The organism is Arthrobacter sp. ISL-5 (assembly GCF_018613835.1).
Classification (GTDB): domain Bacteria; phylum Actinomycetota; class Actinomycetes; order Actinomycetales; family Micrococcaceae; genus Arthrobacter.
This window is the reverse complement of sequence record NZ_JAGGPM010000032.1, coordinates 127,119-145,698: the sequence shown is the minus strand read 5'-3', so window position 1 is coordinate 145,698 and position 18,580 is coordinate 127,119. Positions and strand designations below refer to the sequence as shown.

General features: G+C 65.5%; 18 protein-coding genes. 6 read left to right on the top strand and 12 right to left on the bottom strand.

Translation table 11 applies throughout. The annotated features are described in order from the left end of the window. Positions 1-58 precede the first annotated feature (58 nt). The 4 genes from J7I89_RS18310 to J7I89_RS18295 all read right to left on the bottom strand — a co-directional run bounded on the left by J7I89_RS18310 (position 59) and on the right by J7I89_RS18295 (position 3,786). A complete protein-coding gene (locus J7I89_RS18310; RefSeq protein ID WP_214973235.1) occupies positions 59-1,984 on the bottom strand; it encodes a multicopper oxidase family protein in 1,926 nt (641 codons plus the stop codon). Between the two features lie 18 nt (positions 1,985-2,002). Continuing rightward, a complete protein-coding gene (locus tag J7I89_RS18305; protein WP_214973233.1) occupies positions 2,003-2,461 on the bottom strand; it encodes a DUF6220 domain-containing protein in 459 nt (152 codons plus the stop codon). Between the two features lie 486 nt (positions 2,462-2,947). Next, positions 2,948-3,430 carry a hypothetical protein gene (locus J7I89_RS18300; protein ID WP_308159962.1) on the bottom strand — a complete coding sequence of 161 codons (483 nt, stop codon included), beginning with the start codon at positions 3,428-3,430 and terminating at the stop codon, positions 2,948-2,950. A gap of 86 nt (positions 3,431-3,516) precedes the next feature. Continuing rightward, positions 3,517-3,786 (bottom strand): hypothetical protein, encoded by a 270-nt coding sequence (locus J7I89_RS18295; protein ID WP_251045521.1) that lies wholly within the window; start codon positions 3,784-3,786, stop codon positions 3,517-3,519. Positions 3,787-4,027: 241 nt separating this feature from the next. Between J7I89_RS18295 and J7I89_RS18290 the strand changes: the two genes are divergently transcribed. Both J7I89_RS18290 and J7I89_RS18285 read left to right on the top strand, forming a co-directional pair. Next, entirely contained in the window at positions 4,028-4,267 is a 240-nt protein-coding gene (locus J7I89_RS18290) for a response regulator (RefSeq protein WP_251045520.1), read from the top strand. Between the two features lie 112 nt (positions 4,268-4,379). Beyond that, the gene (locus J7I89_RS18285) at positions 4,380-5,132 is read left to right on the top strand and encodes a hypothetical protein (RefSeq protein ID WP_214973231.1); all 753 of its coding nucleotides are present in this window, start codon (positions 4,380-4,382) and stop codon (positions 5,130-5,132) included. A gap of 32 nt (positions 5,133-5,164) precedes the next feature. Here J7I89_RS18285 and J7I89_RS18280 read toward each other — a convergent pair whose 3' ends face one another. After that, a complete protein-coding gene (locus tag J7I89_RS18280; RefSeq protein ID WP_214973229.1) occupies positions 5,165-5,368 on the bottom strand; it encodes a cold-shock protein in 204 nt (67 codons plus the stop codon). A 1,250-nt stretch (positions 5,369-6,618) separates the two neighbouring features. Between J7I89_RS18280 and J7I89_RS18275 the strand changes: the two genes are divergently transcribed. The 3 genes from J7I89_RS18275 (at position 6,619) to J7I89_RS18265 (ending at position 7,911) form a co-directional block, all read left to right on the top strand. Continuing rightward, positions 6,619-7,107: a hypothetical protein gene (locus tag J7I89_RS18275; protein ID WP_214973227.1), complete on the top strand. Its 489-nt coding sequence runs from the start codon at positions 6,619-6,621 to the stop codon at positions 7,105-7,107. 194 nt (positions 7,108-7,301) lie between these two features. Next, positions 7,302-7,565, top strand: coding sequence for a hypothetical protein (locus tag J7I89_RS18270; protein ID WP_214973225.1), 264 nt, complete (start codon positions 7,302-7,304; stop codon positions 7,563-7,565). A gap of 127 nt (positions 7,566-7,692) precedes the next feature. Continuing rightward, positions 7,693-7,911: a hypothetical protein gene (locus J7I89_RS18265; RefSeq protein WP_214973223.1), complete on the top strand. Its 219-nt coding sequence runs from the start codon at positions 7,693-7,695 to the stop codon at positions 7,909-7,911. Here J7I89_RS18265 and J7I89_RS18260 read toward each other — a convergent pair. From J7I89_RS18260 to leuS, 5 genes are all read right to left on the bottom strand, one after another. Next, entirely contained in the window at positions 7,868-9,379 is a 1,512-nt protein-coding gene (locus J7I89_RS18260; RefSeq protein WP_251045519.1) for a ComEC/Rec2 family competence protein, read from the bottom strand. The genes J7I89_RS18265 and J7I89_RS18260 overlap by 44 nt on opposite strands. A gap of 469 nt (positions 9,380-9,848) precedes the next feature. Beyond that, a complete protein-coding gene (locus J7I89_RS18255) occupies positions 9,849-10,817 on the bottom strand; it encodes a helix-hairpin-helix domain-containing protein (RefSeq protein WP_214973221.1) in 969 nt (322 codons plus the stop codon). A 103-nt stretch (positions 10,818-10,920) separates the two neighbouring features. Further along, positions 10,921-11,106 (bottom strand): hypothetical protein, encoded by a 186-nt coding sequence (locus tag J7I89_RS18250; protein ID WP_104138436.1) that lies wholly within the window; start codon positions 11,104-11,106, stop codon positions 10,921-10,923. Positions 11,107-11,183: 77 nt separating this feature from the next. Continuing rightward, entirely contained in the window at positions 11,184-12,236 is a 1,053-nt protein-coding gene (locus J7I89_RS18245; protein ID WP_308159961.1) for a DegV family protein, read from the bottom strand. Between the two features lie 56 nt (positions 12,237-12,292). After that, positions 12,293-14,824 carry a leucine--tRNA ligase gene (leuS, locus tag J7I89_RS18240; protein ID WP_214973254.1) on the bottom strand — a complete coding sequence of 844 codons (2,532 nt, stop codon included), beginning with the start codon at positions 14,822-14,824 and terminating at the stop codon, positions 12,293-12,295. A gap of 425 nt (positions 14,825-15,249) precedes the next feature. Here leuS and J7I89_RS18235 point away from each other — a divergent pair, with 425 nt between their 5' ends. Beyond that, positions 15,250-16,119: a hypothetical protein gene (locus tag J7I89_RS18235; protein WP_251045517.1), complete on the top strand. Its 870-nt coding sequence runs from the start codon at positions 15,250-15,252 to the stop codon at positions 16,117-16,119. Positions 16,120-16,180: 61 nt separating this feature from the next. Here J7I89_RS18235 and glpK read toward each other — a convergent pair whose 3' ends face one another. Both glpK and J7I89_RS18225 read right to left on the bottom strand, forming a co-directional pair. Next, complete coding sequence (gene glpK / locus J7I89_RS18230; protein WP_214973220.1) at positions 16,181-17,695, bottom strand: glycerol kinase GlpK; 1,515 nt, start codon at positions 17,693-17,695, stop codon at positions 16,181-16,183. A gap of 94 nt (positions 17,696-17,789) precedes the next feature. After that, positions 17,790-18,536: an MIP/aquaporin family protein gene (locus J7I89_RS18225; RefSeq protein WP_214973219.1), complete on the bottom strand. Its 747-nt coding sequence runs from the start codon at positions 18,534-18,536 to the stop codon at positions 17,790-17,792. Between the last annotated feature and the right edge of the window lie 44 nt (positions 18,537-18,580).

The window sequence follows — 18,580 nt, the reverse complement described above, 5'->3', positions numbered from 1 at the left end:
CGTTCAGCTTGAAAAATTCCGGTGTCGGCGGGGTGCTGTCCTTTCGGACCCGCTGCCACTATTCAGTGTGGTTCTGGGATGCACCGTCGTGGGTGTAAGGCGTCGAGATGCCGTCGTACGCGAGGTGGAACATCATGCCGTCCCTGGCGTGGGCGAGATTGTGGCAATGGTCCATCCAGATGCCGGGATTGTCTGCTGTCAGCAACATCGTCCATACCTGCCCGGGCCTGACTTCAATGCTATCCATGTGAAGATCCGCCTTGACCGGCTGGCCGTCGATCGAGAGGATGCGTACGTGATGACCGTGAGGATGCATAGGGTGTGTTTCCTCGCTCCGATTGACTATTGTGATCACGATCCTCTCCCCCTCATGAACCACAAGTGCCGGGATGTTGGGGTACACCGCCCCGTTAACAGTGAACGCGAAGCGAGGCACTCCATCGACAAAGCGGACGAGGTGGTCAAGCACAAATGTGGCGGATTGCTCGGTACTCGGGGAGGGCATGGCGGCAGGGGCCGCCCCGTAGGTGGCCAGATCCAGCTCGGGGCCGGCGATAAAGCGCGGAGACGGGGCTGCCGATGGCATTGCCCCCGGCATGAGTGAGAGCCCCCCCACGCGGGCGCCGTCGAGGGCGAGGTGTACCGGAAGGTCGGGCATGATGAGCTCGAGGTCATAGCGGCCTCCGGCGGCGAGCGGCAGGACGGTCCCGGTCAGTTCCCCGTCCGCCGGGTCCTCGCCCGGCGCCAAGTCGCGGCCGTCGACGGCCGTAAGCCTGAAGGGCACACCGGCGATGCTGAAGCGTTGGGTGAGTTGGTCGGTGTTGATGATGCGGAGCCTCACGTGCGTTCCGGGCGGCGCCTGCTGTGTCCAGACCGCTGCGTGGCTCCCGAAGAGTGTCGCGCCCCCGAGGGTGTGCACGGGGACGGTGAGGTCCAGGACACCGTACGGCGGTCCCGCGGCAGGGTCCACGATGAGCGCCCCGTAGAGGCCCTTGGGCTCGTCCACGGAGGCGTTTTGGTGGGTGTGATACCAATATGTTCCGGACTGCGCCGCCGGGAATTCATAGGTGAAACTTTGGCCCGGCATGAGCGCGTCCTGGGTGACGCCCGGGACGCCGTCCATGGCATTGGGCACGTCGTAGCCGTGCCAGTGGAGTGTGACACCGTCTGGAATGTTGTCGTTCACGAGGGTCACCCGGATGGTCTCGCCCTGGGTGGCCCGCAGCTCGGGGCCGGGCAGGGAGCCGAACGTCAGCGCGTCGACGCTGGTGCCGTCGTCGAGCGTGACGCGTTCGCTGCGAGCGTGGAGGGCATAGGAGCGGACCGGCCCGACCTCTGCAGGGCCTCGCAGGGTATCGACGCCACGGGTGATCCCTGGGCTGTTGCTTGTCCCAGCGTGGTGGCCTGCCGCATGGAACGACGACGGCGGCGCGGCGCGGCTGTCCATCCACGAGACCGCGAGTGCTCCCACAAGCACAGCCGCTCCCAGGGAACCGGCCGCGATCGCGCCCCGGTTCCGCCAGCCATGCCTGATCCCGAGGGTCCCGGCGACAGTTCCGAGGACGGCCAGCACAGCCAAGACGGCGAGCGGAAGCCAGCCCGCCGGGGTCCCAAACGTGACGACGGCGAGGAGCCCCGCCGTCGTGAACGCTGCTGCTGCGGTCAGCCCGGGAAGGACGGGGGCGCCGGCGCGCCTAGCGAGTACCTGAGACAAGGCGCCCACCGCCGCGCCAGGGATGGTGAAGACGAGACAGCCGAGAATCCGGTCGCCGACGAGATCCGGCTTGCCCGTGAGGAGGACCGCCAGGCGGCTGGCAGCAAGGAGCAGGCCCAGCCCGGCACACGCGGTGGGAACCCACGCCGGCAGCCACGTGGGAGCCGTGGTCTGTGCCTGCATGACGCACGCAACGAGCCCGCCAATCCACACCGCCGCACACAAGGCGGCAAGGATCAGGTCGACGCCGAGAACGGCTGACGCAGGCATCGCCAGTGTTTCTTGCGATCAGGAGGATGCGGGGAGGGACTCCTCCTTCGTTGATTTTAAGACAATCCCGGTTCGGTCCAGGCGCCGCGCGCGGAGCATCAGCCAGTACGTGGCGAAGATGATCAGCAGCCCGCTGACCGCGTGGAGGGAGACGGTCCAGGCGCCGGGCAGGTTGGGGTTTTCCTGACTTGAGCCGGTCAGGATGCTCCCGACGATGAAGACGAGCAGCTGCACCCAGGTCAGGAGGAAGATGCCAACGGTGAGCCAAACCGTCGACTTCCCGGACCTCGCGAGGGCAGCGAAGAGAATCGCGAGAAGAGCGAGGGACCGCATGACGAGCTGTCCGTTGATCATATGCGGCGTGAACGCCTCCTCTCCGATGAGCTCCCCGCTAAAGGTGCCGAACGCTGCGAGGTAGAGCTGGACGATCGTGTCGAGGAACAAGAGCGTGCTGATGATGAGCAAAGTTTTGCGCATGGTCACTCCTTATGGCTGAGCTGTGCCGGGTGGAAAATGACGGCGACCGGCATTCCGAGTGCGTGGCGGGCCGAGGAGGGCGGGCCGGTGTATGGCCGGCCATCGCCGGCCACCCCCAGTGTCACCAGTGGACCCTATGAAAACCCGGAACAAAGACCGTGCCGTTGTCTGTGGACCCCGTCCGTGGGTGGGTCCCGGTGGGCCTGCCTGGGACCTAGCCGCCCGATCAAACCGGACATACAGTGGAGGTTTCCTCCGCTAGGAAAAAAGGGGAGAGGCCTCCCTTTTCCTTGCCCCTGGCCGCAGGCCGCGCAGGCCTGCCTGTGACAGTCCGATCTGTGCCGGCGGGCGGGCTGGAATCCGCCCGGCGTGATCGGTACCCACCTTCACCGGTGATTCCACCAGATTGGAATCAACGTGCGGGAGGGCCGGATGAGGTCAAAAGTGGAGAGTGGAGTCCGTTCCTGGTATTCACCGGGGTTGTTGTCAGATGGCGTCCGTGGGAAGGTCCCCGGCCTGGGCTGCTTCGGGCTCTCCGCTTCCGGTTAGACCCCGCCAGGCAAGTACTATTGCGGCCACGGCCGCAACGAGAAGGCCTGCGGCCAGCCATGCCTTGCCGTGGCCGGGGCGGGTGGGCCTGAGTTTCCGCTCCGCGCGGTGGATCGCCTGTTCGGCAGCCTTCCGTGCCTGTTTCGCGGCCTTCTGATTCCCTGTCAGAGTGAGGACAACTGCGTGGACCACCTCGGGCATATTGGCGTCCTCAAGCCGGGACAGCGCCCAGCCCACAGCGGCGTCCACCTGGGGCGGAGGGACCTGGGCTGCGTGTCTGGTCCGGCCCGCCGCGCCGTGCTGAACATCATGGGAAGTCTTGTTCAATCCGATCATGGTCATCTCCTCCGAACCGATGGCTGCCAGCACCAGACTACGCCGGGGGCCGCCGGCCGACTCCCGCGCCGCAACAACCGTCACCCGCCTTCACTGCCTTCACTGTTCGGCTGGTTGGCATCCGCCAGCTTCACCTCGCGGCGCAAACCGGGAAGGGGGCGGTGTCGGCTCTACGTGTTTTCTCCAGGCTGGGTTGCGTCGAAGAACCGGTGCTCCGGCGGGGCTGTTTGGGTTTCTTCCGCCTTGGCCTGGATGAAATCCAGGTCCTCCTGGGAGAGCATTGCCTGGCCGTGCTCGTCACAGTCAACCCTGACGCCGGTTTCCCGGCAGATCTCTTCCGTCATGGTGCGTGGCAGAATCAGGCATCCGGGGTTGTTGGTGAGCCACCGCTGCGTTGCGGGGCTGAGTCGGTCCCAGTGGTCCTTGATTTTCATCTTCATTGATGATGCCTTTCTCAGTGAGCCCGCAGGGACGTGGTCGGTCCCGGCGTGTGCTCAGGGTACCTGACGATCCAAGAAGGACAGGGCGGCGATCAAGGGGCTTGAGGGTACCGCCCTAGACTATGCAGCACCTACTACAGGCCGGGGGGCACGTTGGGTTCACGCGGGCTTTGCCTGGTCATCGAGGATGACCAGGATATTCGGGATTTGCTCACGCTGATCCTGACGCGGATGGGGTTCGATGTTGAATTTACCGGACATGGACGGGCTGGACGTCGCCCGGCATATCCGGGCAAGGTCCGAGGCGCCGATGCTGTTTATCACCGCCCGGGCAGAGGTTGACGACGAAATGGCCGGCATGGCCTCCGGAGCAGCGGCGTACCTGACAAAGCCCTTCCACACCCGGCAACTCACCGAGGTAGTGAATCGGCTCTGCCCCGTAGGCCCCCTGACCGCACACCGCCAGGATAAGCGCGCCTAACGACATCCACTGAGGTTGGGACTAGCTGACGCGTTTGGGCAGGGGAAGCGTACCCCTGGCAGTTTCAGCCCTTTCAGCTGCTGTCGCAGTTACCGACGGGTAGAATCGCTGGATGCCTGTCACACGCAATGTCGCCTGGGACGAGGATCTGGCATCCTTCAAGGGCCGGGACACAACGCACTACGTGATCACCGCGGCAGCCATCGCGACGACCTGCGCTGCCTGCTACCGGCGGCTGCAGCCCGACGAACCACTGTCCTTGAGTGTGGATATCATCGAAAGCACCGCGCCGGACGGAACCGAATACGTCACGTTCACCGACTATGTCTTCCACCGGCAGTGCAGCGAACCCGGCCTCACCGTCGGTAGGGCACCCTGGAAGCCGGCTGATCTGACGCCCCGTGCCGCCCGGATGGTCCTGACCCAGGAGCCCCTCCCCGGCAGCCCCGGGACCGTCGTTGCGGCGCTGGCGTACACACTGACCCCGGTCGTCTCCTTCCGTGAACGCGACGGCGAACTGACCTCCGCGCTAGTGTCGATCCTGCTTTCCCACGGCTTTCAGCTGGCCATGAGCCCGGAGTACACCGACATCCTGCAACAGGCCGCGGAGGTGGAGGTGGAGGACGGCTGCTGCGTGGCAGTGACCGGGGCGGTCCTCACCGTGACCGTCGGCGGGGAAACGATCTATTCGGAACAGCTGAACCTGAAGAATCCTGACGATGCCCAGTGGCTGGAGGCGGCAGGCAAAGGCAGCGCCCTGCTGATCGCCGGGGACAACCTGGTCATCACCGACACCATGCTCGACATGAGCGCAGCCGCGCATCTGGGCACGCTGGTCATCGGTTACGTCCCCATCAAGACATGACAGGACGTCCCAAGCTAACGGAAATTACACCCCTACAGCGGGTGGATGTTCTCCGCCTGGGGGCCCTTCGGACCCTGGACCACCTCGAACTGAACCTTCTGGTTCTCTTCGAGGGAGCGGTAACCGCTGGAAGCGATCGCGGAGTAATGGGCGAAGACATCTGCGGACCCGTCATCAGGGGCTATGAAGCCGAAGCCCTTTTCGGAGTTGAACCATTTCACTGTGCCTGTTGCCATGCCCGCTGCTCCTGAAACTCTTCATCTCACCGCGGCTTTGCCAAGCCGGCGGCGCGGAAGCTGTCTCCCGCTGGTCCCAAAGCTACGGTTCCCCTTCTGTGGGCACAAGAGCCGGGGCAGTTGAGGCAAATAAGACCGGCGGCGGACTGGATGCCCACATGGCATGGGGGGAACCATTGGATCCTCCGCCGTCGGCCTGTTCTAAGGCTAGGCTGGGCGGTTCCTTGAGGCTCTTCGCGGCCACTGTCAATAGCGACCGTTACCGTGCAGAGGCAACAGGCAGGCAACCTGCCTTTGGGTTCATGGAGATGCTCCCTGAGCTGCGGTGGGACTGCCTGGGACCTAGCCGCCCGATCAAACCGGACATACAGTGGAGGTTTCCTCCGCTAGGGAAAGAGGGGAGACCGGCAAGCAACGCGGCCTCCCTTTTCCTTGTCCCTGGCGGCAGGCCGCTGCATGATCAACAGGAGTGGGAATCCTGGGATTTGGGTGGGAGGTGTCCGCGCCGGGAAGCTTCCGGGAATACCTGGCGGATGTTGGAGAACAAGACAGCTTTTACAGCCGTTACCTCGGGGCCGTGGCCGTGCTCTAGTCCCGTCTCCAGATCCCGGCAGTACGATTCGAGCCGCAGGGCGCCGGCCATCGCGGTCTTTGGCAACGATGAGATGGGCAGGGCCGGGAGGTGCACGATTTGGGTGATGGCATTGTCCTGGCACCATTGGAGAAACGGGCGTATTCGTGTCTGGTCCTTGGTCCCCGCAGCGAACCAGGCCCCAAGGTGGGCTTGAGTCGCGGTCCGGAGGGTGGACCCGTTGGAGTGGAGCGAGTGCAGAAACCGTGAGACGAGGGTGAGCTCACGTCTGCGCCAACCTAGTTGGGACTCTGTGAGCGCCTTCAGACGTGCCTGCCTCAGATGACCACTGGGTTGATAGATGGATTCGACCATCTCCATCAAGTAGACCGTTCTGGGTTTCCCCCGGCACCTTTGGTCATCAAACCAGCGTAGGGCGCCCAGGGCGCACTATCGGCCCCCCGACTAGCAGGCTATGTCCCGTCAGACGTTCCCATTCGGCCCCTTCGATAGTCCGGTGTCAACGCATTTCCGATTAGCTCGGCCGGCGGCAGCTCGTTGCAGCGGCCCGGGTGCCGACCGCTAGGCAGGAATAGGAACCTAAGATTTTCGAAGGGACGCGACAGGAGCTGGAACTCATGCAGATGGATGCGTGCCTGTGGGCGGAGGAAGGACAAGAATGGAGAAACGGCAGCGCTGGAAGGTGCGCTGGTGGATTCGACTCGTGGGCATTGCTGCCGTTCTGATCCTCTTGTCACAGCAATTTTCGACCATCTATTTCGTTGATCGCGGCGAAATGCCTGCTTCTGAGATCCCCCTAGGCTGGACCTCGATCGGTGCGCTCGCTTTGCTCGTTGTTCTGATGAGTTTCCGCCCTAACATAGAATTGCGTGCTGATGGCCGGCTCGTGCTGCAGGGACCATTTCGCAAGCACACTTTTCATCGTGAACAGGTTAGTGAAGTGCGCCCTACGGAATGGGGGCTGGGATTCACCCTCACAGACGGCTCCCGTCGGACAAGCATCGTCTGCCAAAAGACTTGGTCCCGAAACGAGCCCCGGTGGTTTGACGTTGCAGAAGCAGTTACGGGCCGTCGGCCCGTCTTTGGCCACGACGAAGATGATGAACGGGGCGTATGGCAGCACGTCCGCAGAGCGTTCCTCCCATAAGGCGGGCATGAGATGCTGGCCCAGCAGGTATATGGCTCAAGCCCAGTAGCTCAAGATGACCTTCCCTCGCGGAATCTTTCGATCTTCGGGAGTATGCTCAGGCCATGCTGCGAGCTCAGGGAAGGGCCAAGAGGGCGAAATACCAGTGGATCATCGGTATGAGTGTTCTTCCCCTTGCCTTAGGAAGTTGCGCAGTGAACCCTGGCGATGCAGACCTCACTTCCGGCACATCCGACCGCTGGATCGTTGGCGTGTCCGGCCCGCGGAGCGGCGTGATCGACCCATGCTTGAAAGACCCAATTATCGAAGAGTCGATTGAAAGTGCAAATCTGCCATCCACGCACTTGAGCATCAAACTTCGCGAAGCGGCGAAAAAAGAAGACGCTGACCGGATTGCAGACTGCCTTCGGCGTGGCTTGAAGAGCGGAGATGTATCGATCATTAGCCCCAAGAATTGAGGCAGTCCTTCAGCGACCGTTCAGGGTTCCTTCAGGGACGGCCGGGCGACGCCGGCGCCCGCGGTCCGCAACGCGCAGTCTCCGGCTAAACGCTGTTCTCAAGAGTGCATCTGACAGAATGGCCGGCATGATCGAGATGCAGCCGCCTGAACCGCCTGAGCTCGAACCGGATAAGATCCGGGCTCTGATCGACTACGCGGACAGGATGGCCGCGTTCATGGAAGCTGAGATGGAGCTGGCCGGTCAGCTTGGCAGGGCAACTCCGGAGAGCGACCTGAACGAACTCGTCGAAGGCTGGAGGTTCACCGCACAGGGCCTTCGGGACAGCTACGACGGACGGTTCTGAGACAGAACCACCGCGGCGATGATCGGCGGCCACTCCAAGGTTCGGTCCGGTTCCTAACAGGAACCCTGCGGGAAGGGCCGGGCCGCATGGACTTTCCTTCCAGTGTCCAGTCAAGCACACAGGCCGTCTTGAAGTGGGCCGCCAGCACGAGACGGATGGTTCCGGCAGGATGGGCCGCCGCCCAGACTGCCAGAGCGGTCAGAACGGAGAACAGCACCATGGTGAGCAATCCGAACGGACCCTCGGGCCAGGGCGGCGCCGCGCCCGGCAGGCCAGCCATGAACCTGGCGATACCGGCCACCCCGGCCGCGAAAAGGCCAGCCACGCCGATCAGTGCGGTGGCCAGCCACGGCAGGAGCGGCACCAACGGCACGGCAGCCGTCCCCAGGATGGTGACCGGCGCCACCAGCGGGGCCACGAACATGTTGGCCAGCAACGAGTACGTGGCGAACTGAGGCTGCAGCACCACGATGACCGGTCCGCACAGCAGCTGGGCGGACAGGGGCACGGCCATACCCGCGGCCGCCCAGCGCGGCACGGCAGGTGGAACCCAGTCCATGATGCGCCGTCCCAGCACGATGATCCCCAACGTGGCCAAGACAGACAGCAGGAACCCGAAACTGGTACCCAAGGCAGGATCACTAAGCAGCAGGGCGATGACCGCCAGGCACAGAAAGCTCAGCCCCCTGCCGGCTCGTCCGCCCGCCAGTGATGCCAGCGCGATGGCACCCATCAGCGAAGCCCTCAGGACACTGGCGTCCGGGCCCACCATCAGCACGAACATCCCGAGTCCGGCCAAGGCGCATGCGGCAGCCGGCAGCCTGGCCAGGCGCAGGCTGCGGGCGGCCAGCAGCAGGACCCCAAGGATCAGGCTGCAGTTGGCGCCGCTGACCGCCGTCAGGTGGGTCAGGCCCACGGTCTTCATGGCGGCCTCGAGTTGTTCATCCAGGCCACTGGTGTCTCCTGTCACCATGCCCGGCAGGAGCCCGCGGGCATCAGCATCCAGCCAGCCGGCCGCCTCCGCGAACTGCCGGCCCAGGGCGGCAGGCTGCTGCTGCCAGGGTGCGGCCGCCTCGAGGGTCACCGGGGGCGAGGACGCGGTGAGGATTCCGGCCTCAACGTCGCCGGGATCAGGAGGCCGCAGCTTGCCCGTGGCGCGCACCAGCTGTCCCAAGACCGCATGCTCCCAGTCCTGTCCGCCCATGATGAGGACGGCGGCCTCCGCACGGAGCAGCCGGCCGCCGGTATTCAGCGTCTTGACCATGGCCGTCACCGCCCAGCGTTGTGCCAGGGACGAACTGCCGGGCGCTTTGAGCGCTCGGGGGGCGCCGGTGATTTCCACCTCCGCCACGACGGACGCGTGTGCGGCGATGGCCCCTGCCACGGGACCGTCATGCCTTTGCGCGGCTGACACCGCGGAATGGGCAGCAGCGGCAGCGGCAAGCACCATGGCTGCCGCAAGGGTCATTAGAAAGCTCCGTGGGAGGCGGCCAAGGCCGCTGCGCCGCCGCTGGAATAGCAGGAGGAGCAGCCCTGCCCCGGCGGCACACCCGCAGCACACGCCCAGCAGCCCTACAGGCGTGAGCCATGGGCCGGCGACCGTCGCGGCCCACACGAGCAGTGCCGCCGGCGCCAGACGGAGGTCAACCCGCCGCCGCAGCTGGTCGGCGGCATCCGTGTTGGGCGCATCGGGGACAAGCCGCTGCCGGATCTTTTCGCGAAGTCCGTGCCGGACCGCTGTTCCCGCGTGGCCTGCAGCGGCGGCCTTGACTGGTACCGGGAATGTCGCCTGCGTCCTTCTGTCGGGACCGATCGGAGCGGCTGTGTCGCGGGCTGAGGGCGGGCGGACCGAAGCCCGGCCGGCGGCTTCCGGATTTACGGCTGCCTCGACGTATCTGTGCCACCGGCTTCTGGTTCTTTCACGATTGCCGTCCATCTCAGACCGTCACCAGCGGCAGCAGTGTTTCGAGCATTTTGGGTCCCACGCCGTCCACGGCGTCAACTTCCTCGGCGGTCTTGAACGGGCCGTGCTCCGTGCGCCAGTCGACGATCCGCTGGGCCAGCACCGGGCCGACCTTCGGCAGCTCCGCGAGTTCTTCGGCGCCGGCGGTGTTCAGATTCACTTTGCCCCCGGGAGCGGAGCCGCCGCCACCGCCGACATCCCCCGATGAGCCCGGGCCGGCGCCGGCTCCCGGCAGCGCGTCCGCCGGCGCCTCGGGCGGGGCGGCCTCACCGCGGCCGGGCACGTAGATTTTCTGGCCGTCCTCCAGCACGGACGCGAGATTGAGCCGGTTCAGGTCAGCCGCCGGAGTGGCGCCCCCTGCTGCCGCGATGGCCTGGTGGACGCGGCTGTTCCGGGGAAGCTCCACTATGCCGGCCTTCTTGACCGCACCGGCCACGTGCACCACCACCGTTCCGGCAGCGTCTCCAGCCTGGCCGTCGCCGGCCGCGGCGGAGCCGTCGCCGCCCGCCCCCGGGGAATCCGCCGGGGCCGTTTCGGCTGCATCGCTCGTAACGGCGCTCAGCGGGGTGACTTCCGGCCCGGCGGTCGCGACCCTCCACCAGAACCAGCCTGCGGCGAGCAACGACACCACCCCTAGCAGTACCGCAGCGCGGATGCCGAGCCGCCATCTGAGCCGGGCATCGGCCATGCCGTCAGCAGGCCCCGGGTCCGGTCCGGATCCCGGCCCGTTGCCGTAGGTGAAGCCGTTGAGGTCCCCCGCGCCCAGCAGTCCGGGAGAGGCCCTGCCGGATGCACGGCCGCCCTCAGCGTCCGGCGGCGGCCCGAGTGTCGCCGCGAGCCGCCTCGCCGCACGCCCGTCTGCTGCACGCCGCTCGGGCGATCGACGTCCTGCGCCGGCGCGCGACGGGGTGCTGGCTGCGGCTCCAGCGATCCGGCGTGACATACCCACCACCGTAGGAGACCGGCAACGGGGCATGAAGGGCGTACCGCCCCTATGTGGATAGCGCCACCGCTGGCGCGCTGCCGCGTACGGCGGCCAGGTACGGCTACTGCTGATATGTGATGTAGGCCTCGTACTGCACGCGCCACTTCTCCGGAGCTTTGGGGTCGGGAACAGTGGTGGTGAGGAACTGAACGTGTGTCACCTGGCCTTTGAGGTACTTCAGCCATTTGGTGACTTCGCCGGCGACGTCCTTGTCGAACTGGGCGACGTGGTGGACCTGCATTCCCATGGGAGCCTCCTTGATCGGTGGGGAGACTGTACTACCAGCGGCCGGGCACGGCCAGCCCCGGCCGAGTGCCTTCCGAACTAGGGAGCGGGTTCTGCCGGCCGGTCCTCTTCCTGCGTCCGTTCGGCGTCGTCGGCACCTTGGGAACCGGCCAGCGACGTGCTGCTCTCCCCCACGATCACGGCGAGGACGCCAAGGCCGGCGTGGGCGGCCAGCACGGCCGGCAATGCACTGATCTGGGCCGGCGGACTGTCCGGCAACGCCGCCGCGAGCCGGGCGGCGAGGAGCTCCGCTTCCGCCTCGTTGCCGAAGTGGTGGATGGCCAGCCTGGCCTCCCCCTTGGGCCTGGCAGCGGCGTCCGCGACCACGATCTCCTCCAGCCGGGCAACGGCTCTCGCGGCGGAACGGACCTTCTCCAGCGGAACGATCTTGCCGCCGTCGACCGCCAGGATCGGCTTGATCGCAAACATGGCCCCGACCAGGGAGGCTGCCGCGCCGATCCGGCCGCCGCGGCGCAGCTGCTCTAGGCTGGGCACGTAGAAGTACACCTTGGTCTTGGCGGCGCGCGATTCAGCCAGCCTGCGCACTTCGGCCGCGCTGCGGCCGTCCGCCGCCGCCACTACGGCACTCTGCACCGCCAGCCCCTGGGCCATCCCCACGGTGCGGGTGTCCAGGACCTCGACAGGGATGCTGACCCGCGCGGCCGCGAGGCGGGCGGCGTCGGCCGTGCCGGACAGGTCGCCGGAAATGTGGATGGACACCACTGACTCGAAACCGTGGCGTTCGGCCGCACGGTACGCCTGTTCGAACTGCCCCGGCGACGGCCGGGACGTCTTAACCGGTGTGGCCGCGGCCAACGCCACGGCGATAGTCCCGGCGATGTCGTCCTCGCCCTCGCCATAGATCTCCGCCCCCACCATGACAGGCATGGGGATGACGGCCAGCCGGCCGTTGATGGAGAAGGCCCTCACCCAGTCAGCGGGCAGCGCGGCCGCGGAGTCGGTCACCACTGCGGTACGGACGACGACGGCGGGCTCGCCAGTGGGCGGGGCCTGCCCCGGCCGGGTGGCCTGGCGGAGACGGACGAGGTGTTCCTTCAACCACAGCCAGGCGGCCGGTTCGCGGTCGATCACGGCACACCCCCTGCAGTTCTGGCCGGCCGCCGGCGATTCCGGCGGCCGGAACCCGGCTAGGCCGGGACGATGTTCACCAGTTTAGGTGCACGCACAATGACCGTCCGGATGGCGCGGCCGTCGAGGGCCCGCTGGACGTTTTCCGAAGCCAGCGCCAGTTCGCGCAGCTCATCCTCGGAGATCGCCGGTGAAACCTCCAGCCTGTCCCGCACCTTGCCCTGGACCTGAACCACGGCCGTGATGGTGTCCTGCACCAGCAGGGCCTCATCGTGGGCGGGCCAGCCTGCGTTGGCAACCGAGGCAGGGTGCCCCAGCACGTTCCACATGTCCTCGGCGGTGTACGGAGCGAACAGGCTCAGGATCACGGACACAGCCTCAGCCGCCTCGCGCACGGCCGGATCTGCACCGCCGGCGCCGGCGGCTGCATCTATGGTTTTGCGCGTGGCGTTGACCAGCTCCATGAGCTTGGCCACAACAACGTTGAACTTGTTGTTGTTGAGCAGCTCCGCGGCGTCCGCGATGGTCCTGTGCGTGACCGACCGCAGGGCGCGGTCGCCCGTGCTGAAGTCCACGCCGGGTTCGCTGGTCACGTCCTGCGCCAGACGCCAGGCCCGCGCCAGGAACTTCGCGGAGCCCGACGGCGAGACATCCGCCCAGTCGACGTCGTCTTCCGGCGGGGAGGCAAAGATCATGGTGAGCCGGACTGCGTCCACGCCGAACTTGTCCAGCTGTTCGCCCAGGTCCACGCCGTTGCCCAGCGACTTGCTCATGGCTTTGCCGCCGTTGAGCACCTGGCCCTGGTTCAGCAGCGCGCTGAAAGGCTCGTCCGCCGCCAGCAGGCCCATGTCATGAATGACCTTGGTAAAGAAGCGGGCGTAGAGCAGGTGCAGGATGGCGTGCTCTACGCCGCCGACATACTGCCCGACCGGCATCCACTCGTTGATCTTCGCGGGATCAAACGGACCGTCGGTGTAGTGCGGAGAGACGAAGCGCAGGAAGTACCAGGACGAGTCCACGAAGGTGTCCATGGTGTCCGTGTCCCGCTGGGCTGCGCGTCCGCAGTTCGGGCAGTCGACGTTGACCCATTCGAGGGCCGCGGCCAGCGGCGAGGTGCCCCTCGGGGACAGAGCCTCGCCGCGCAGGTCCTCGGGCAGCGTAACCGGCAGCTGCTCGTCGGGTACCGGCACTTCGCCGCACTCGGCACAGTGGATGATGGGGATCGGGGTGCCCCAGAAGCGCTGGCGGCTCAGGAGCCAGTCACGCAGCCGGAAATTCACGAACTTCTCCCCGGTGCCCTGCTGGCCGAGGATTTCGATGGCGGCCGGAATGGCCTCGGCCTTGGGCAGGCCGTCGAGCGGACCGGAGTTGATCAGCGTGCCCTCGCCCGCCGTTGCCTTGCCGGAGACGGCGGGATCCTCCTCGCCGGTGTTCAGCACCGCGCGCACAGGCAGGCCGAACTCCTGGGCGAAGTCGAGGTCGCGCTGGTCGTGCGCGGGGACGGCCATGATGGCGCCCGTGCCGTAGTCGGCCAGGACGTAGTCCGCCGCCCAGACGGGCAGCTTTTCACCGTTGAGGGGATTGATGGCGTAGCGGCCGGTGAACACACCGGTCTTTTCGCGCTCGGTGGACTGGCGTTCGATGTCCGAAAGGGCCTTGACCTTTTCACGGTAGGCCATGAGTGCGTCGTGGTGTTCAGGGGTGACCAGGTCCAGTGCCAGGTGCGCGTCCGCGGCCACGACAAAGAACGTGGACCCGTACAGGGTATCGGGACGCGTGGTGAAGACGGTGACTTCGCGCTCGGCACGTCCGTCGGACGCCTCGATCACGAACCGAACATGCGCGCCTTCCGAGCGGCCGATCCAGTTTCGCTGCATCGCCAGCACTCGCTCGGGCCAGTGCCCCTGCAGCTCGGACATGTCGTCGAGCAGCCGGTCCGCGTAGTCGGTGATCTTGAAATACCACTGGTTCAGCGACTTCTTGGTCACTGCCGTGCCGCAGCGCTCGCAGGCGCCGTTGACCACCTGCTCGTTGGCCAGCACGGTCAGGTCCTTGGGACACCAGTTGACCGGTGAGTCCTTGCGGTAAGCGAGGCCGCGCTCGTAGAAGCGCTTGAAGAGCCACTGGGTCCAGCGGTAGTACTCCGGGTCGGACGTGTGCAGCCTGCGGGACCAGTCAGCAGAGATGGCGTAGCGCTTGAACGACGCCGCCTGGGTTTCGATGTTGGCGTACGTCCACTCGCTCGGATGGGCGTTGCGCTTGATCGCGGCGTTCTCCGCCGGCAGGCCGAAGGAATCCCACCCGATCGGGTGCAGGACGTCGTATCCCTGCTGGCGCAGGTACCGCGCCACGACGTCGCCCATGGCAAACGCCTCGGCGTGGCCCATGTGGAGGTCGCCGGACGGGTAGGGGAACATGTCCAGCACGTAGCGGCGCTCGCGGGAACCGTCGTCGGCCGGCGTGAAGACCTTGAGGTCCTCCCACACCTGGGGCCACCGGGCCTCCATCGCCGCGAAGCTGTAGGCACCCTCCTCGGGGCTCTCGGCTCCACCTGCTGTTGTTCCGGTTTCGGTCTCCGGCTGAACGCTCACTGCTGCCCTCTTCTGTTCTGTCATGACGTCTGTCCTGTCATAACGGTCTGATCCCCTGCCGCCTGCCGGGAATGCGTCCCGAACACACAAAAGCCCCTCGACATGGAGGGGCGGCCGCTCGGTAATCCGTATTTGTCCGGGATACCGGGCGGCTAGCTAAGCAGAAGGATCGCACGCATAGTCCTACCTTAGCGTCTCCGGGGGAATCATGGTGAAACGAACACCGGATGGGGCGCTGGCCTACCCATTGCCAAACGCCCTTCAGAGGGTCACCATTCATTACACAGTTATTGGGGGTTGGCAAAGGTCTCAGGGTTGAGGAGCCTGACGTGGACCTTTCGGCTGGTAATACGTTGCATCACCGCGCAAGATCCACCGCATTCGCGGCGCCACCCTTAAGATCCGAGGGGCTTCGGATCGCAGCCTTGGGCTCAGTCCTGATACTGTTTCTGGCCATGTTCACCGTGGCGTCTGCCGCCCCTGGGGCCGCGGCGCCCGCCTCCGATGAACTCTGCAGACCCGGATCCGCCATAGATTACGATGCTTCGGACTTCCAGTCGTCGCCAAAAATCGACAACGACTGGTTTCCGCTGAAGCCCGGCATGCAATTCACCACGACCGGTACTGTTTCGAGCGCCGAGACCACCAAACGAACCGTGATCCACACTGTGACCGGGCTGACCAAGGTCATCGACGGAGTCAAGACACTGGTCATGTGGGACAGGGACTTCTCCGACGGCGAGCTCGTTGAATCCGAACTGGCCTTCTTCGCCCAGACCAGGAGCGGAACGGTCTGGCTCTTCGGGGAGTACCCGGAGGAGTACGAGAACGGAACGTTCGTGGGGGCACCCAGCACGTTCATTCACGGGATTGACAAGGCCCAGGCGGGAATTGCCATGCAGGCAAGCCCCCGCACCGGTACCCCGGACTACGTCCAGGCATATGCGCCCAAGGTTGACTTCCTGGACTGCGGCCACGTCTTCCAGAAACATCAGCGGGTATGCGTTCCCACGGGCTGCTACAACGATGTGCTGGAGATCGACGAATACAACCCGCTCGAGCCGGACGCAGGCCACCAGCACAAGTTCTACTCGGCAGGCACGGGACTCGTGCGGGTGACAGCGGTGGGCGGTACCGAGCAGGAAGTCATGGACCTGGTCAAGATCAAGAGGCTATCCAGCTCCGGACTCCGGGAGGTCAACGAGCAGGCACTGGAACTGGACCGGCACGCATACACGGTGAGCCGCAACGTCTACGCCAAGACTCCTCCCGCCGAAGTCTCAACGGCGCGTTAGCTTCCGCGCCTAACGGCTGCCCGGATCCGTGGCCGCTCACGGATCCGGGCTTATGCGCCGCCTACCTCACGTCCGCGTCCACCCAGTCCATGGCCTTGGTGACGGCCTTCCTCCACAGCCGCAGCTGCCGGTCCCGCTCTGCCGGGTCCATTGCCGGCTCCCACCGCTTGTCCTCGGACCAGTTGGCGGAGAGCTCGCCGAGGTCCTTCCAGAAGCCGACGGCGAGGCCGGCGGCGTAGGCGGCGCCCAGCGCGGTGGTCTCCACCACCTTCGGACGGATGACCGGGACGCCCAGGATGTCCGCCTGGAACTGCATGAGGGCATCGTTGGCGACCATTCCGCCGTCGACCTTCAGCTCGGTGAGCGGGACGCCCGAGTCAGCGTTGACCGCGTCCAGCACCTCGCGGGTCTGGAAGGCGGTGGCTTCCAGCGCGGCCCTGGCAATGTGGTTCTTGTTGACGAACCGCGTCAGGCCCACCATGGCGCCCCGGGCGTCCGAGCGCCAGTACGGCGCGAAGAGGCCCGAGAAGGCAGGAACGATGTACACGCCGCCGTTGTCCGGCACGGCGGCCGCCAGGGTCTCCACTTCCGGGGCGCTGCTGATCATGCCGAGATTGTCCCGCAGCCACTGGATGAGCGAACCGGTGACGGCGATCGACCCTTCCAGCGCGTAGTGGGTCGGCGCGTCTCCCAGCTTGTATCCGACAGTGGTCAGGAGCCCGTTCTTGGAGTGGACGATCTCCTCCCCGGTGTTGAAGATCAGGAAGCAGCCCGTGCCGTAGGTGTTCTTCGCTTCACCTGTCTGGAACGCCGCCTGGCCGAACGTGGCCGCCTGCTGGTCGCCCAGGATGCCGGCCACGGGAACCTCCCGCAACAGCTGGGTTGTGTGGACGGTGCCGTAGACCTCGGATGAGGACTTGATGGCCGGCATCATGGTCACCGGGACTCCGAAGATGCCCAGGATTTCCTCGTCCCACTTCAGCGTGTCCAGGTCCATGAACAGCGTCCGCGAGGCGTTGGTGACGTCGGTGACATGCACGCCGCCGTCAACGCCGCCTGTCAGGTTCCACAGCACCCAGCAGTCCGTATTGCCGAACACAAGGTCCCCGGACTCGGCCTTGGCCCGGGCACCTTCGACGTTATCCAGGATCCACTTGATCTTGGTTCCGGAGAAATAGGTGGCCAGCGGCAGGCCGACTTTTTGCTTGAAACGGTCCGCGCCGCCGTCGCTGGAGAGTTCATCCACGATCGGCTGGGTCCGGGTGTCCTGCCACACGATGGCGTTGTAGATCGGCTTGCCGGTGGTCTTGTCCCAGACCACCGTGGTTTCGCGCTGGTTGGTGATGCCGACGGCGGCGATGTCATGCCGGGTCAGGTTCGCCTTGGACAGCGCGGAGCCGATGACCTCGCGGGTGTTGTCCCAGATCTCGGCGGGGTCATGCTCAACCCAGCCGGCCTGGGGGAAGATCTGCTCGTGTTCCATCTGCCCGGAAGACACAATGCTGCCGCTCTGGTCGAAGACGATGGCGCGGGTGCTGGTGGTGCCCTGGTCAATGGCTATTACGTATTGGCTCATGATGACGTCCTTGTCGTGGTTCTTTCTAATGAGGAAATGTGCGCAAAAAAACTTGAAAGCGTTGTGCAGCCGGAGTCGTGCAGTGAATCAGGTGTCAGGTGGCCGCGGTGAAGACGATCGGGAGCCACCCGGCGAGGCCAGCCAGGGCTCCGCCGATCAGTGGGCCGACAACCGGGATCCAGGAGTAGCTCCAGTCGCTGGGACCCTTGCCCTTGATGGGCAGCAGGGCATGGGCGATGCGGGGGCCGAGGTCACGGGCGGGGTTGATGGCGTAGCCGGTGGGACCGCCAAGTGACACGCCGATACCGACAACCAGCAGGGCCACGGCCAGCGGGCCAAGCCCGGAGGGAATGCCGCCGAAGGTCAGGATGACGAAAACGAGGACAAAGGTGCCGATGATTTCCGTGGCCAGGTTCCAGGGAGTGGAGCGGATGGCCGGGGCGGTGGAGAAGACTGCCAGCTTGCTCGCCTCCGCGGGCTCGGCATCGAAGTGCTGCTTGTGGGCTAGCCACATGACTACAGCGCCGAGGAAAGCGCCCAGCATTTCCCCGCCGAAGTAGGTGAAGGTGGACGCGAAGTCCACGGGAACGCCGGGGGCGTACTCTGGCCTGCCCTTGACGAGCAGGCCCAGGGTGACGGCCGGGTTCAGGTGGGAGCCTGAGCTTGCGGCAACGTAGACACCGGCGAAAACGGCGATGCCCCATCCCCAAGTGACCATCAGGAACCCGCCATTGTTGCCTTTCGTGCCTTTCAGCGCAACGTTGGCCACCACGCCGCAACCCAATAGGGTCAGCATGCCGGTTCCGAAAACTTCGGAAAGAAAAACCAATCCAAGAGACATCTTTGACTCCTCTATTTTCTGTTGTCAGTCCTTCGAAAGGTTGA